At 50.7% G+C, this 15,242-nt stretch carries 13 protein-coding genes; 8 read left to right on the top strand and 5 right to left on the bottom strand.

Annotated features, from left to right (window positions below; all coding sequences use genetic code 11):
• Positions 1-62 precede the first annotated feature (62 nt).
• Positions 63-1,826: a beta-galactosidase family protein gene (locus tag MKY48_RS20680; RefSeq protein WP_339290666.1), complete on the top strand. Its 1,764-nt coding sequence runs from the start codon at positions 63-65 to the stop codon at positions 1,824-1,826.
• Positions 1,827-1,912: 86 nt separating this feature from the next.
• On the opposite strand, the gene MKY48_RS20675 is transcribed toward MKY48_RS20680, so the two are convergent.
• Positions 1,913-3,166 carry an MFS transporter gene (locus MKY48_RS20675; protein ID WP_076322031.1) on the bottom strand — a complete coding sequence of 418 codons (1,254 nt, stop codon included), beginning with the start codon at positions 3,164-3,166 and terminating at the stop codon, positions 1,913-1,915.
• 29 nt (positions 3,167-3,195) lie between these two features.
• Positions 3,196-4,239, bottom strand: coding sequence for an ROK family protein (locus MKY48_RS20670; protein WP_339290665.1), 1,044 nt, complete (start codon positions 4,237-4,239; stop codon positions 3,196-3,198).
• 353 nt (positions 4,240-4,592) lie between these two features.
• On the opposite strand from MKY48_RS20670, the gene MKY48_RS20665 reads away from it, so the two are divergent.
• Genes MKY48_RS20665 through MKY48_RS20650 form a run of 4 tightly spaced genes read left to right on the top strand, consistent with a single transcriptional unit; the run spans position 4,593 to position 8,744 of the window.
• Positions 4,593-5,645 (top strand): LacI family DNA-binding transcriptional regulator, encoded by a 1,053-nt coding sequence (locus tag MKY48_RS20665; RefSeq protein ID WP_339290664.1) that lies wholly within the window; start codon positions 4,593-4,595, stop codon positions 5,643-5,645.
• A 25-nt stretch (positions 5,646-5,670) separates the two neighbouring features.
• Positions 5,671-6,831, top strand: coding sequence for a Gfo/Idh/MocA family oxidoreductase (locus MKY48_RS20660; protein ID WP_339290662.1), 1,161 nt, complete (start codon positions 5,671-5,673; stop codon positions 6,829-6,831).
• A 54-nt stretch (positions 6,832-6,885) separates the two neighbouring features.
• The gene (locus MKY48_RS20655) at positions 6,886-7,617 is read left to right on the top strand and encodes a ThuA domain-containing protein (protein WP_339290660.1); all 732 of its coding nucleotides are present in this window, start codon (positions 6,886-6,888) and stop codon (positions 7,615-7,617) included.
• A 20-nt stretch (positions 7,618-7,637) separates the two neighbouring features.
• On the top strand, positions 7,638-8,744 hold the full coding sequence (locus tag MKY48_RS20650) for a Gfo/Idh/MocA family oxidoreductase (RefSeq protein ID WP_339290658.1): 1,107 nt from the start codon (positions 7,638-7,640) through the stop codon (positions 8,742-8,744).
• A gap of 130 nt (positions 8,745-8,874) precedes the next feature.
• Here MKY48_RS20650 and MKY48_RS20645 read toward each other — a convergent pair whose 3' ends face one another.
• Together MKY48_RS20645 and MKY48_RS20640 are read right to left on the bottom strand one after the other, a co-directional pair.
• Positions 8,875-9,567 carry a pentapeptide repeat-containing protein gene (locus tag MKY48_RS20645; protein WP_339265967.1) on the bottom strand — a complete coding sequence of 231 codons (693 nt, stop codon included), beginning with the start codon at positions 9,565-9,567 and terminating at the stop codon, positions 8,875-8,877.
• 145 nt (positions 9,568-9,712) lie between these two features.
• Positions 9,713-11,542 (bottom strand): DUF2334 domain-containing protein, encoded by a 1,830-nt coding sequence (locus MKY48_RS20640; RefSeq protein ID WP_339290657.1) that lies wholly within the window; start codon positions 11,540-11,542, stop codon positions 9,713-9,715.
• 169 nt (positions 11,543-11,711) lie between these two features.
• On the opposite strand from MKY48_RS20640, the gene MKY48_RS20635 reads away from it, so the two are divergent.
• From MKY48_RS20635 to MKY48_RS20625, 3 genes are all read left to right on the top strand, one after another.
• Positions 11,712-12,239: a GNAT family N-acetyltransferase gene (locus tag MKY48_RS20635; protein ID WP_339290655.1), complete on the top strand. Its 528-nt coding sequence runs from the start codon at positions 11,712-11,714 to the stop codon at positions 12,237-12,239.
• 112 nt (positions 12,240-12,351) lie between these two features.
• Positions 12,352-13,443 (top strand): TlpA disulfide reductase family protein, encoded by a 1,092-nt coding sequence (locus MKY48_RS20630; protein WP_339290653.1) that lies wholly within the window; start codon positions 12,352-12,354, stop codon positions 13,441-13,443.
• A 97-nt stretch (positions 13,444-13,540) separates the two neighbouring features.
• The gene (locus tag MKY48_RS20625; protein WP_339290651.1) at positions 13,541-13,876 is read left to right on the top strand and encodes a hypothetical protein; all 336 of its coding nucleotides are present in this window, start codon (positions 13,541-13,543) and stop codon (positions 13,874-13,876) included.
• A gap of 426 nt (positions 13,877-14,302) precedes the next feature.
• Here the strand turns inward: MKY48_RS20625 and MKY48_RS20620 are convergent, their stop codons facing one another.
• Positions 14,303-15,196: a hypothetical protein gene (locus MKY48_RS20620; protein ID WP_339290649.1), complete on the bottom strand. Its 894-nt coding sequence runs from the start codon at positions 15,194-15,196 to the stop codon at positions 14,303-14,305.
• Between the last annotated feature and the right edge of the window lie 46 nt (positions 15,197-15,242).

Below are 15,242 nucleotides of genomic sequence, written 5' to 3'. Positions count from 1 at the left end.
CGAGCTTTTGATAGATGATGATAATAGAAAGCGAAATGATACGAGCAGGGAGGAAACAGGATATGAAAGCTCAATTGAAAGCGGTTAATCAACAGTTCGTGCTCGGGGATGAGCCGATCCAGATTCTGTCGGGTGCCGTACATTATTTTCGGATCGTACCGGAATATTGGGAAGACAGGCTGATGAAGCTGAAAAGCTGTGGGTTGAACACCGTGGAAAGCTATATTCCGTGGAATTTGCATGAACCTAAGGAAGGACAATTTACGTTTGATGGCATCGCCGACTTGGAGAGATTCGTCCAAATCGCCGGTGGTCTCGGGCTGCATGTGATCCTTCGACCAAGCCCTTACATATGCGCAGAATGGGAATTTGGCGGGCTTCCGTCCTGGCTGCTGCAGTATCCGGATATCCACCTGCGGTGCATGGACCCGGTGTATCTGGAGAAGGTTGACCGTTATTATGATGAACTGATTCCGCGTCTGGTTCCGTTATTAACCTCCAATGGAGGTCCGGTAATTGCCATGCAAATCGAGAACGAGTACGGGAGCTACGGAAATGATACGGCTTATCTGGAGTATCTGAAGGATGGCTTGATCAAGCGGGGCGTAGATGTATTGCTGTTCACTTCGGATGGTCCCACCGACGGGATGCTGCAAGGGGGAACCGTTCCAGGCGTGCTTGCCACCGTCAATTTTGGTTCAAGAACCGAGGAAGCTTTTACCAAACTGCGGGAATATCGCGCAGAAGACCCTCTGATGTGCATGGAATACTGGAATGGATGGTTTGATCATTGGTTGAAACCCCATCATACCCGGGACGCGGAAGATGCCGCCTCCGTGTTCAAGGAGATGCTGGACTTGAATGCATCCGTGAACTTCTACATGTTTCATGGCGGAACGAATTTCGGATTTTATAATGGGGCGAATTTTCACGAGAAGTATGAGCCCACGATAACTAGCTACGATTATGATGCCCCTATTTCGGAGTGTGGGGATGTAACAGCTAAATACGAGGCCATTCGCAGCGCGATTGCGAAGCATCAGGGGAAAGAGCTCTCGGATTTCCCAAGTCTGCCTCAGTCCGTCAAGAAAAAGAGCTATGGTTCGGTTCGCATGACGCATTATGCCGACTTGCTGGAGCATCTGTCAGTTCTATCCGATCCGGTGAAACGTACGACACCTGTTCCGATGGAACTGCTGGGTCAAAGTTATGGCTTCATCGTTTACGCAACGGATATCTCCGGACCTCGTCAAGGAGAATCGCTGTATCTGCAAGAGGTGCATGACCGGGCACAGGTATTCCTGGACGGTAAGTATCAGGGAACGGTTGAACGCTGGAATCCCCAAGCCCTGCAGATCGATGTTCCGGCAGCCGGGGCTCGGCTTGAGATCGTTGTCGAGAATATGGGGCGTATCAATTACGGCCCGAAGCTGAAGGACTATAAAGGGATCACTGAGGGAGTCCGGATGAACAACCAGTTCCTGTATGACTGGAGCATCTATCCTTTGCCGCTTGAGAATCCGAATGCGGCACGGTTTCAACCGCTTGCGGGTCCGCTTGAACAGCGGGATCGCCCTACCTTCTATCGGGGTGAATTCTCGGTGGATGACATTGGCGATACGTTTATCCGCTTGGACGGATGGGGAAAAGGGGTCGTCTGGGTTAATGGATTTAACCTGGGGCGTTACTGGGAACAAGGACCGCAAGCAGCACTTTATCTGCCTGGACCGCTGCTGAAGCAGGGGCGCAATGAGATCTTGGTGTTTGAGCTGCATCATGCTGAAACAGCAAGCATCGATCTTGTTGATCAACCCGACTTGGGCTAATTAGGGTGTGGGTAGACAAACGATATTAATGAATAAAAGGGAGCCCTCTTGTACTCATGAGAGGGCTCCCTTTAGTGTTCATAGGATTAAACCAATTGCTTACGAACTTTTAAATAACGGTACAGAATGATGCCGAAGAGTGAGCATAGGATGGCACACAATCCGATGAAGCCATAGCCGGCCTGCAGCCCGCGCAGCAAACCGAGCTCTGTTCCGCTGCCGTACATTTGCTTGAATCCGTTCGTGATCGCTCCGATTGCGTAATTGCCGATAACGCTGCCGATTCCCATCATCGTGACGATGAACGTAATCGCAGTGTCGCTCTCGTTCGGATATCTTTTGGCAATTAGAGCCATGACCGTCGGATAAATGGGAGCAATTCCAATGCCGGCAGCCGCAAACAGGAAGGCATAGGATTCCCCGCCAAAGATTGCGACAAATGTACATACTCCGGTCAGCGCGGACAGGATGATGATGGACAGCGTGAAGCCGATCCGATCCGTTATCGGGCCAAGCAGCAGGCGTGCTGCCGAGAAGCAGAGGAAGAAGGCGGACAGCATCCCGGCTGCAGCCGTAGGTTCCCATTTGTACGATTTTTCAAGAAAGTTTACGAGCCAACCGCCAACGGCCATCTCCGATACAACACCGAAGGAAAGAATCATGACGACCAGCCACAGCGCAGGATCTTTAACTAATAACTTGAGCGGAGTTCGTTCCGTTTCGGATAGATCGTCCCCGGGAAACTTACTCATGAGTGCCGGGATCATCGGTAGTACGGATAACATCAGCATGGCCAGATACATACCCCGCCAGTCCAGCGTGTAATTAAACACGCTTACGGTCATGAGGCCGGATGCAATCATTGGTGCCACGGTTGAGCTAATTCCGTAGAAGAAATGGGACAGGTTCATCATCGTGCCTGTGTTTCGCACAAAGATCCGGGCAGCCAATATGGCGAGGCCGATCTCCAGCATACCGTTTCCAATGTACATGAAGAAGTAGGACGCGGTAAACATTGGGTAGCTGTGCGACAGGAAGATGAACACACCCGAGAGAGCCATCGAACCGAAGGCAGCCATGCTGACCCACTTGATCCCGATCTTCCGGGTTAACAGCGCGGTGAAAGAGCAGGCAATCAAGTACCCGAGCGCGTTCAGCGATAGCAAGGTACCGATCTGCATTTCATCCAGGTTGAAGTCGAATTGAATTCTTGGAATGGCGGGTCCCTTTATATTTTCCGATATTCCGAAAATGATAAAGCCGAGAAAGATGGTTGCCAAATGAAGGGTGTAGTCTTTGCTGAATTTAGGTTTTGCTTTCGTTTGAAGGTCTGTATTCACGGTTATTCCCCAATCGTCATCGTTGAATTTTACATTGCACTTGTATCGGATATCATCATATCCAGAGCAAGCCGTTGCAGGCCGGCTATATAGTCATGTTCCCATTCGCGAAGCAGCATTTCGGGCAGATGCCGCTCCGGTACGTAGGCGGAAGCCCGGTCTTTAACGGAGAGCAGGGTGGAGGGCAGAAGGTTATGCTCACACCACAGAATGGCATCCGGATTGAGAATCGCGGTGAAGGCGGCGCTTAATCGGCTTAACGCATCGATTTGCTCCTCATCCGGCTCGATGAGACTGCTCATGACGGAACTTTTACGGTCCAATACATCATGAAAATTGTTGTCCTTGCTCATCGGTACATAGCCGATCTCACCCGTGAAGAACGACCTGCCCCGAACGACGTTTCCGTTGATCAGCAGTCCCGCCCCCGGACCATTATGTCCCAGATACACGTATACCAGGGAAGCCTCCTCCGAGCGGCTCAGATTCTGATAGCCAAGCACGGCCGCATTCATGTCATTCTCCACGATGACAGGAATGGAGAACAGGTTCTCCAGGTAAGATTTAAGGTCGTAATCCTGAAATGTCCCGTACAATGGGACGTGAAAAATGACGCCATCTCTCACCGCAGCCGGCATGCCGACCGCAATCGAGCGGACCTTAGGATAACGGTGGATCCAGCTTCCTAGCTGGGAAGCCAGCGCTTCCGGTCCAAGCTGGAGTATGCCGTCTTCAGCTTTCCGTTCGATCAGATCGCCGTTCCAATTAAAAATGGTATATACGCTCTGCTCCTTCTCATAATAAACGGCGAGACCCAGCATATAGTCCGGGTTAAAAGCGTAGCGGTTTGCACGCCTGCCGCCACTGGACTCATCCAGTCCGAGCAGGGTGACCTCGCCTTCCTGCGCCATCTGTTCCAGAACTTTGCTCACCGTAGGAAAGCTGATGCCGAGCCGATCACTTAGCTCCGCTTTGGTTCCACTGCCGAGCTCCAGCAGGGAAGATCGGAGCGCGCGCCGCACGGCGTATTTCATGGATTGCGGTGTGGGTAAAGCTTCTTTGCGCGTTGTCATCACCACTCCCCCTCTTTTTAAACGAGTTTAATAAGTGTCTGGAGATGATTATTGCATATCTCAAATGATGGTGCAAGAACAATTTTGCTGCATGAAATCGGAGGATATCAGGAGGACAGAAAAAGAACGTTCGCAACAAAGGATAAGGGATGCGGACGCTCTAATTCTAGAAGTAGTTTGAGATTATCGCAGAAGCATGATGGTCCCGCCGAGGATTGATCGGCATCAGGATCATGGAGAACCGCAGCAGCGTTTCTTGGCGCCCTATTATACATGAAATTAGATCAAGGCGGTTGACAACAGAAAGGCTCCATGAGAAAATGTACGCGCGTACATAAATTGCAGGAGGCTTGATGAATATCGCTAGTCGTAAAGAAGTTGCACAGCTTGCCAGCGTTTCGGAAGCAACGGTATCCCGTGTACTGAACGGGGTCGGACCAATCAAGGAGGAGACCAAGCAGCGGGTGCTGGAAGCGGCGGATCAGCTCGGGTATACCCCGAGTGCGCTTGCCCGAAGTTTTGCCCGTCGAAGAAGCGGTAACCTGGGCGTCGTCATGCCCTATCTGCCGAAGGCTCGAATATTCTCCGCTTACTATTTTTCCGAAATATTGAGCGGTATTGGCAGTAAGGCGTTGGAGAGTCAATATGACCTGTTGATGCTATTCCGCGAGCCCGGCGGTTCGATGGACTACTTGAACCTGTTCCGAACCCGGAAAGTTGATGCCTGCATTATTCTGGGCGCCCGGGATGATGAAGGGGAACGTGCGGCCATCAAACAGCTGAGTGAAGCGGATCAACCCTATTGCCTGATTAATCAATACTTTGACGGTGAGGCGTTTCACGTTATGGATGCCGATCATGTGGATGGAAGCTATCAAGCGGTTCATCACTTGACGCAGCAGGGATTCCGGAAGATTGCTTTTCTGAATGGGCCGCCTCAGTATTCCAACAGTCGCGACCGGTTGAAGGGGTACGCCCGGGCACTGAATGAAGCGGGAATCGTGCTGGATGAATCCTTGCTGTTCGAAGGCAACTTCAGCCGTAAAAGCGGTTATGCCGCAGCCGAGTTAATCGCCGGGAAGTTGGACCGGATTGAAGCCGTATTTGCCGCCAATGACCGCATGGCGATTGGACTTCAGCAGGGCCTGCGTGCGTTAGGCATTTCGGAAGAGCGAATGCCTGCCTTTGTCGGGTATGACGATTCGGAAGCCGCCGAGCTGTGCACCCCGCCGCTTACCAGCGTGAGAGTTCCGTTCTATGAGCTGGGATGCCTTGCAGCGGAGCATGTGCTTCGGATGCTGGAAGCCTCCGATTTGCCAGCAGGTAACGTAACGAACGCAGTTCTCCATCGCCAACTTCCAACTCGCCTGGTAATCCGTGCATCTTCGCTTCATCGAAATCAATGAACCCTTATTTAAGGAGGAATGAAGGATGAAACAATTACGTATCGGCATGATTGGTTATAAATTTATGGGTAAAGCCCACAGCAATGCGTACCGGAGCCTCCCGATGTTTTTTCCAGAGGCGCTGAAGCCAGAAATGGTAGCAATCTGCGGCCGTAATGTGTCGGCCGTTCAAGCAGCGGCGGTTCAGCTGGGCTGGAGTGAAAGCGTTACCGATTGGAAGGAGCTTGTCCATCGGGAAGATATCGATCTGATCGATATCAATGCTCCAAGCGATGCCCATAAGGAGATTTCCATTGCCGCGGCCAAGGCGGGCAAGCATATATTTTGCGAGAAGCCGCTTGCTTTGACCCTGGCGGACGCCAGAGAGATGCTGCAGGCAGCGCAAGAAGCGGGAGTCACCCATATGGTCGGATTTAACTATAGATTTTCACCAGCCGTAAGACTGGCCAAGAAGCTGATTGAAGGTGGAAGATTGGGTCAGATCTATCATTTTCGCGCCTGGTTTTTGCAGGATTGGATCATGGACCCGCAGTTTCCGCTGGTATGGAGGTTGCAGAAGGAAGTGGCTGGATCCGGATCGCACGGGGATCTTGGTGCTCACCTGATCGATCTCGCCCATTATCTGGTCGGCGATATGCAGGAAGTGATTGGAATGAGCGAAACCTTTATCAAGGAGCGTCCTATTGCCAGCGAGATGACCGGGTTAAGCGCAAAAGGAAGCACAGGCGGTCCCATGGGGAAAGTGACGGTAGATGACGCTACGCTGTTCATGACCCGCTTTGAGAACGGGGCGCTGGGCAGTTTTGAGGCGACCCGCTTTGCTGCGGGTCACCGCAGCACCAACTCCTTCGAGATCAACGGCAGCTTGGGCAGTGTTAAATTCGATTTTGAACGGATGAATGAACTGGAGGTTTACTTTACATCCGACGCTGAGGATGTTCAGGGCTTCCGCCGCGTACTCGCAACCGATCCCGTTCACGATTATATGGAAGCATGGTGGCCTCCGGGACATACGATCGGTTTCGAGCACACCTTTACGCATGAAATTCTGGAGCTGTCGACCGCTATATCCGAGGGAAGGCAGCCTATGCCCAATTTCGAGGATGGCGTGAAATGCCAAGCAGTGCTGGAAGCCGTGGATAAATCCATTGCAGAGCGCCGCTGGGTGCAGCTGTCGGAAATGTAATCAAGTCATTCGGCCAATCTTGGCCGGACACATAAAAAAAGGAGTGCTATCATCATGAAAAAGGCTTTAATTGTATGGGGCGGCTGGGACGGACATGAACCCGAGCAGGTTGCCGGCATTTTCGCGGAATTGCTTCGGGATGAGCAATATGAGGTAGAAGTATCCTGCACGCTGGATGCTTTTAATGATGCAGAGAAGCTTCAAGCCTTGGATCTGATCGTGCCGGTATGGACGATGGGCGAAATATCGAAGGAGCAGGTGGAGAACGTATCGCTTGCCGTACAGAAGGGAACCGGTTTGGCGGGCTGCCACGGCGGTATGTGTGATTCGTTCCGCAACAATGTGGATTGGCAGTTCATGACAGGAGGAAACTGGGTTGCGCATCCAGGCAACGACGGCGTGAAATACCGGGTTGAGATTAAATCGAGCTCCAGTCCGCTGGTAGCAGGAATGCAGGATTTCACGGTGGCCTCCGAGCAGTATTATCTGCATGTGGATCCGGCCGTTGAAGTGCTGGCAACCACTCGTTTTCCGGTTGCGGCCGGACCGCACCTGCTTAACAAAGCGGTCGACATGCCGGTGGCGTGGACGAAGCGCTGGGGATATGGACGGGTCTATTACAATTCCCTCGGCCATCATGCCGATATCGTCGATATGCCGCAGGTGAAGGAAATGATGCGCAGGGGATTGCTCTGGGCTGCTGAAGGCAAAGCGTTGTATTCGGGCTCGGACATGAGTGTGTTTACGGAAGGTCAAAGCTACACAGGCATGGGAGACAGCCAATAAGGCAGAAGGAGACTTGGATCATGAAGAAAGTAAAGGTTGGCATCATCGGCTGCGGAAAAATCAGCGGCATATATATGGAAAACTGCCATAAGTTCGATATCCTGGAGCTGACGGCTTGTGCGGATATCGATCGTGCGCGTGCCGAGGAACAGGCTGCCAAGTATAATATCCCGAATGTATACACTACCGAGGAACTGCTTGCAGATCCGGAGATTGAGCTGGTCATTAATCTGACGATACCTGCACTTCACGCGCAAATTATGCTGGACGCACTGCAAGCCGGCAAGCATGTGTACGTGGAAAAGCCGCTTGGCGTGACCCGAGAAGAGGGTAAGGCGGTGCTGGATATGGCTGCGTCCAAAGGGCTGCTTGTCGGATGCGCTCCTGAGACATTCCTTGGAGCCGGTATCCAAACGGCACTGAAACTCATTGAAGACGGACGCATCGGCAAGCCGATTGCAGCGACCGCATTTATGATGAGCCGCGGACACGAGCATTGGCATCCTGATCCGGAATTTTATTATGCCGCTGGCGGTGGTCCGATGTTTGACATGGGGCCTTACTACCTGACAGCGCTGGTTCAGCTGCTGGGACCCATCCGCCGTATTAGCGGCATGACCGGAACAGCCCTTACGGAGCGGATGATTACCAGTGAGAAGAAACAGGGTCAGAAGATTCAGGTGGACATTCCTACTCACGTGGCTGGACTTATGGAGTTTCATAACGGTGCGATTGGCACACTGATTACGAGTTTTGATGTATTTGGAGGGAGCACGCTTCCTAATATTGAAATCTACGGCACCAAGGGTACAATGCTCGTCCCAGATCCCAACGGCTTTGGCGGCTCGGTTCAATATCGGTTGACCGGAGAAATCGAGTGGACGGAAGAACCATTGCTTCCGGGGTATAACGAGAATACAAGAGGGATCGGCCCAGCGGATATGGCCTATGCTATCCGCAGCGGGAGAGCTCACCGTGCGAGCGGCGAGCTTGCCTACCATGTGCTTGAAGCCATGTGGGGATTCCATGATGCTTCCGATGAAGGCAAGCGCTATGAGATGGTCAGCACCTGTGACATCCCGGCACCGCTGCCGCTTGATTTGCAGAAGTATACTCTTGATCAATAATAGAATGATCTAAAAAAGCGGCTTAACCCGAAAGGTCCAAGCGGACCTCGGTGTAAGCCGCTTTATGCTATGCACGGATACGTCCATCATATAAACGAAGATGATTATTGAGAGCACGTATAACTTACGGTCATTCTTTGACGACAAGACCGAATATTTTGGTTAACGGGATAGCTTGATGCGGCGAAATGATGCATCCTTGAAGATCCTCCAGGGTCACGCCAATATTATGGAAATCGGTTCGGCTTAAGTCGATTCCTGCAAGCTTCGTGCCTGAGAACTGCGATTGGTCGATCTGACAATCCACAAATTCCACCTTACTTAATTCGGAATGATAAAAGTCCGACTTTACGAGGGAGGTGGATTGGAATGATACCTGCTTCATGTTAGCAAAACGGAACGTAGCGTAGTCGCCCGTGCAATGATCGAACACGACATTACGGATGGTGGCTGCCGTCAAGTCGAGCCCCAGAATTTTGCAATGATTGAATTGTACGCGGTACATAATGGCCTCACTGAGATCTACGTTGGACAAGTCGCAATGGTTAAATACCAGATCCGTTAGTTCGGCATGGTGGAGCGTGACGTGCTGGAACGTAACGTTATGGAATATCATTTGATCGAATTGAACCTTGTCGGCTGAAATATAAGACAGGGTCTCGTCCTGACAAGTGGATTGAATGAACGAGGATTCATCGTCAACGCCGGCATCGGATAGAATCATAGGCTCAAGCTGTTTGGGGAGCTTGGGTTTCACAATTTTGACTGAGGGGGATGGACTGGCTGTATTGCTGTTGGTATGGTTTTCGCTTTTGGATGACATGACTTCTCCTCCGAACATAGAAATAAGTATAGAGATGAGAACTTATAAGAATCATTTCCATCGACGTACTTTCTCAGAAGACAGACCGCATATTACACGAGTTCTGAATAAACCTGATTATGTTGTATAGAAGTATATCATGTCCTTATCCGATTGTCCGGTCCCTGGAATTGATGGCGGCGTCCAAGGTTCCGCCGAGCCGATTCGGAGACCATGCCAGCAGACTGACACGGCCATTGCCCGTTAGATCGCCAATGAGAGGTGTCATTGATTCACCGGCAACCCAAGGCCCAAACCGTTCTTCCTGCCGCCAGAAGGAGGTTCCCGAGCTATAGAGAACGAGCCAGTTCCCTGCGGTATGTTCAACGAGAATCAAATCTTTCAGCCCATCCCCATCCACGTCACCTAGCATCACAGATATGGGCGAACCGATGGAATCTTTGTCAGAATACCAATTTCCGGCGTCCACGAGCTGTTTTCCGCTGCTTAACCAGACCTGGCATGTGCCTGAGTCGGAGTTCCACACAACCAGGTCATCCAGTCCATCGCCATTCACATCTCCTATGGAGGGAATCACGCCTTCACCCTTTACGGAAACCTCATGCTGAATTAGGGGAGAATAAAAATGACACCCGGAGCTATAAGCAATGGCGGCTTTTCCTGTGACAGGGTCCCATAGAAATAAATCATGTCTGCCGTCCCCGTCCAAATCCCCCGTAAGAGCTTTCCAGTCCACGGCTCCAAATTCACAGAGCCAATGACCCGATGGTACTAAACGGCTGCCTGAACCCAAGGCAACCTCACAAATCCCCAGCTCCGCATGCCATACAGCCGCATCGACGCTGCCATCTCCATCATAATCGCCTGCCATCGCAGTCCCACCGGGGTAAAGCGGCCAGCCTGCCAACAGCGGGCGTATATACTGTATGCCATTATGGATTTTAATGGGGGACAAGACCCCAAAAGTAGCGTCGTACCATAAGTTGTTGGCCTCGTTCCGGACGATCCATCGATCCGGCTGCTCTTTTCTCGTGGCGTGCAGAAACTTAGGGAGTTTCATGGTCATCCTGTCCTGCCATCGGGTTTCCCTGAAATCCGGTATGAAAGGCAAGATTGAGGTTATGGTCACAAACGATTTACGCTCCCTATTAAAGGACTGAATGATTCTTCTAAGAGGCGAATGCTCTTCATAATGTACAGTGCCGTCAGCAAGGAAACGGATATAGGGGAATTCGAGATAGGGGTGGTAGAAGAACGAGGCCAGTTCACGATCGCCTGTGAAATCCTGTAATGTCCGTTCCATACGAGTGACTTCTTCCTCGATCTTGTCACCTGCCACATAATAAAGCGGAGTGGGAACGTAGATCGTTCCGTTTGTCATCGGATCGTCCGGGGTGTGCTGGAGTGCGGCTCTCCTTGCATCCGGGCTCGAAGGCGGAGATTCATAGAGGATGCCGTTACCAATCTCAATAATATGCCGCTGGACAGATGAAGCGGTATAGTGGGGAGTTTCATACCAGACCGCTGTAAGACCAGCCGCTTGAAACATCTTATGAGCCCGTTGTACCCGCTGATAAGCATAGGATTGCTGCAGCTGCCGGAGCGAATGGAGCGCCTCGGGCGGATCATCCGGAGGACAATTGGCGCAACATTCGGGATAAGCAAATTCGAATCCGTCGCCGCTTACCGATTCCCCGTACTGATGCGTATATCCATGAATACCTAGCGAGGCTCCAAGGGCTACCATCCTTCGTAGCAGCCTTGCAAACCGAAGGGAAACTTCATCATGCAGATCATCTATCGATCGATCCACATGGTGCACCGGATCGACATATCGCGGAATGACGGCCAGGTGAAAGGGGATCTGTTGATGATGCAGGAACTGTGCGATGACCAGCAGCTTCGCCTGTTGTTCCCCTGTCTCATACCAGCCACCTGGTCCGATATCTTCAAGCCGTATCAATGCTTTATTCATCAAGATGCGCTCCTTCCATGGGTAGCTGCTCGGAGTACCGATCTCGATATATGTATGCCGGGAATGGGCATTGCGTCATCAGGGATGAAGCGTTCATAAAAAAGAGGATCGCAGATCGTGTCCGCGAATACATAGAGATTAAGATATGAGCAGGAGGAAGAGGAAGTTTATGCATATTAGACACGCAAATGAACATGATGTTGCAGGCATCGCTAACGTCCACGTGAATAGCTGGAAAACGACGTATAAAGGAATCGTGGATGATAGCTTCTTAGAAAATTTGTCTGCAGCGGATCGGATAGAAGGCTGGCGCTGGAAGCTTGCCAATATGCCGGAGGACGAACAACTTCTGGTCATTGCAGATGAAGATGGCGAGGTATACGGGTTCATGTCTTACGGCACGGAGCGAGAGCAGAAGATTTCTCATGAAGGAGAACTTTACGCGATCTATCTTTTGGAAGAGCTTCAGGGGAAGGGCTGGGGGAAGCAGCTGTTTGCGAGGCTGAAGGAATTTCTGCAAGTTAGAGGATATCGTTCATTATTGGTCTGGGTGTTGGAAGGCAATAAGGCTGAGCATTTTTATAAATATATGGGCGGCCAGGAACTGAAACGAAAAGAGATTGTCATCGGCGGAAAAACACATACTGAAATGGCTTTGTTGTGGAGTTCCATTGATCGGATTCGGCCCTTCTCCTAAAAAGCGCTCCGCTTAAGTTTACATTGGTGAGGGAATCTACTATGATGGGAATATACCCCGGTGGGTAATTGCGATGCTTACAATTGCTTTGCCGACTTTAGGAGGTTCGCATTTGAGTATAATTCCGATTGGTCCTTTTATGATTAGGGCCGACATTGTGATTTTTCTGATCTGCGCGGCGGCCGGTTTCGCTGCGCTTCGAATTCGTTTGCGTCAGATGCCGGAGCGGGAATGGATCCTGGACACCTATTTATCTGTACTTATCATCGGTTTTATTTCATGGAAATTCGGGATGCTGGTGTTCGATCCGATCCGCACCTTGCAGCATCCGACCTCGCTTATTTACATGACGGGCGGAACGAAGGGGATATGGCTTGGGGTCGTTCTATCCCTGATTTACATAGCTTTGCGCTGGAACAAGAATAGAAAAGATTCAGGTTTACTGCTGAAGTCCGCTCTGTTGTCGGCATTCGCGAGCGGATTGGCCGGGTATGTATTTCAGTGGTTGTGGGCGGACGGGGCCGGTATAAACTCTTCATTATTCTTTATTTTATTATTCTGTGCATTGCTGACGGTTAGCTGGCTTCAATTCCATTCCCCTCTGTCCCGTTTTCTTACCCTGGGATTAGGGAGAAATGGAGCGGTGCAACTCATCATCGGGTCTCTTTTCGTGTGGGCAATCTATGACTTCGCTTCCACCTCGGTCAGCGAACGAGAAGCGATCGTATCTCCGAATGTAGAAGGCAAACCGGAAGCCGTTGCTGAAGGGTTGAAGCCCGGGCTTCGCGCACCGGATTTTACGCTGATGAATCGGGAAGGGCAGGAGATCAAACTGTCCGATTATCGTGGGCAAACGGTTCTTCTGAACTTTTGGGCATCTTGGTGTCCGCCTTGCAAGGTAGAAATGCCTTATATGCAGGATTTTTACGATAAACATCAGGATGAGAACGTGATAATACTAGCTGTAAATATGACGCATCTGGAAAATAGCATGAGTGAGGTACAGTCTTTTGTCGAGCAGAACGGTTTAACCTTTCCTGTCCTATACGACCCGAACGGAGCAAGCACCAGACGGTACGAGGTGGTGGCCTATCCGACCACCTACGTCATCTCGCCGGACGGTCTGATATCTGAGCGGTTTCAAGGCGCGGTTGACGAAGATTTAATGGTTAGAGCCTACCGAAAAGCTAGCGCGATTAAGTGAGGTTAAATGGCGGATTTTTGGAGATGTGGACACCTATCTCTGCCGTCTTCTCCCCAGGCGGAATATAATACACAAACGCTGGGGAGGGGGAAAATAAGTGCAACCAATACCAATTTCGGCAGAAGGATGCAGAGGTTACGTCGGCAAAACCGTTTGCGCTGTCATGCGTGATGGAACAGAAGTCGTGGGGACTATTCGCGGTGTACATGATCGAGGCCTTGAACTCGAATTTGGGAACCCATCCGTATATACATTGTCCACAAAAGGTAAAAAGGGCAAAAAGTCTTCGAAGTCAGCTAAAAGCGGTGCGCAAACGTCCGCATTTGGACCTTACGGCTACGGCGGTGGCTACGGTGGCTACGGCTGGGGAGGCAATGTGTTTGCTTGGGAAGCCATAGCGCTGTTGTTCCTCATTCCGTTCTTGTTTATCTAAACGTCAAGGAATTTAGTTCACGGGCGCAGTGTTTTTATAGAAGAGACAGGTGGGAATATCCCAGTACTGTCTCTTTTTTTTAGATATCAGAAAGTATAATCTTCGAAGCATGGACCTTCCTGATATCGCAAGAAAAACATCCTATAAACGCGGTCTGTCTTCTGAGAAAGTTCGTCGATAGCCGTTTTTCTTTAGATATCAGAAAGTATAAACTTCGAAGCATGGACCTTCCCGATATCTCCAAGAAAAACATCTTATAAACGCGGTGTGTCTTCTGAGAAAGTTCGTCGATAGTCGTTTTTCTTTAGATATCAGAAAGTATAAACTTCGAAGCATGGGCCTTCCTGATATCGCAAGAAAAACATCCTATAAACGCGGTCTGTCTTCTGAGAAAGTTCGTCGATAGCCGTTTTTCTTATGCAAGTCTTATACATTACGTGTGGATTGGGCATGGTGGACAGGTTCAGCGGTTGCATTGGTCTGACTGAGCAGCCATATAACTGGCGTGAATGCGACGAGAAAACAGCTGCTCGCCAGAATTGGAAGCAAGGACCATTCAGCGATGGAGTATCCAAGAACCGTCTGCCATCCGATGGCGATTAATCCGAGCAAATATGCCAGACCGCTAATATGGATGAGGATCGGTTTAACTGCAGGATTGACGGATTTCCTCATGGACAGCCACGCCACAAAAGGGATCGCTTGCAGCGCATGAAACCCTAGTCCGTGCAGCCAGATGATATTGCCGCCGATCCCGGTAAAACGTCCCGCATTGATGGAGATCCATATACCGGCTGCAAAAGATACCAGCACCGCGATCATGGCATAACGAATGCCGAGCCCGAGTTCCGGATGGGCTTCCATTACACGCTTGCGGAAGTATTGGGCGCCAAGGGTCAGGTAGAACACGACAAGCAGCATCGCAACGGCAGGGAAAATAGTCGAGATGACATAATCAAAGGTCGAGCCGTTCTGAACGAATCGCGGATCGACACCGCGGAAATTTTGAACGGTTTCGGCGAAGTAGGAGAACAGAACGAGCGGAATATAGCACCAGCGGTAGAACGATTTGCTTCGTGGCCTCATACCGGAAACCGGCAAAATGATTGCGGTTGATACGATGAAGATCCCCAGAGCGGCGTTGAAGGAAAACGCTTTGGAGATATCTCCATCCGGCGAGACAGACCCCCCATTCAGCAATACCCATATCCCGCATATTCCAGCTAACAAAAACCCGAGCAGCCCTGTCAGCAAAAGCCAAGTCTCCTGCTTATACAGCTTGAACGCCCAGCTCGTCGTTTCACGTGCAAGTTGATTCATATGAATGACACCCTCTCCGTAATGATGAATTGTTTATAATTTACAG

Source organism: Paenibacillus sp. FSL W8-0187 (assembly GCF_037969755.1).
Classification (GTDB): domain Bacteria; phylum Bacillota; class Bacilli; order Paenibacillales; family Paenibacillaceae; genus Paenibacillus_AQ.
Note: the sequence above shows the minus strand (reverse complement) of the source record. Positions and strands in the feature narration are given on the sequence as shown.

What these genes read in the sequence shown, in the direction of transcription:
- MKY48_RS20680 (WP_339290666.1), top strand. Translation starts at nt 63, where the DNA reads ATGAAAGCTCAATTGAAAGCGGTTAATCAACAGTTCGTGCTCGGGGAT.
- MKY48_RS20670 (WP_339290665.1), bottom strand. Translation starts at nt 4,239, where the DNA reads ATGACAACGCGCAAAGAAGCTTTACCCACACCGCAATCCATGAAATAC.
- MKY48_RS20665 (WP_339290664.1), top strand. Translation starts at nt 4,593, where the DNA reads ATGAATATCGCTAGTCGTAAAGAAGTTGCACAGCTTGCCAGCGTTTCG.
- MKY48_RS20660 (WP_339290662.1), top strand. Translation starts at nt 5,671, where the DNA reads ATGAAACAATTACGTATCGGCATGATTGGTTATAAATTTATGGGTAAA.
- MKY48_RS20655 (WP_339290660.1), top strand. Translation starts at nt 6,886, where the DNA reads ATGAAAAAGGCTTTAATTGTATGGGGCGGCTGGGACGGACATGAACCC.
- MKY48_RS20650 (WP_339290658.1), top strand. Translation starts at nt 7,638, where the DNA reads ATGAAGAAAGTAAAGGTTGGCATCATCGGCTGCGGAAAAATCAGCGGC.
- MKY48_RS20645 (WP_339265967.1), bottom strand. Translation starts at nt 9,567, where the DNA reads ATGTCATCCAAAAGCGAAAACCATACCAACAGCAATACAGCCAGTCCA.
- MKY48_RS20640 (WP_339290657.1), bottom strand. Translation starts at nt 11,542, where the DNA reads ATGAATAAAGCATTGATACGGCTTGAAGATATCGGACCAGGTGGCTGG.
- MKY48_RS20635 (WP_339290655.1), top strand. Translation starts at nt 11,712, where the DNA reads ATGCATATTAGACACGCAAATGAACATGATGTTGCAGGCATCGCTAAC.
- MKY48_RS20620 (WP_339290649.1), bottom strand. Translation starts at nt 15,196, where the DNA reads ATGAATCAACTTGCACGTGAAACGACGAGCTGGGCGTTCAAGCTGTAT.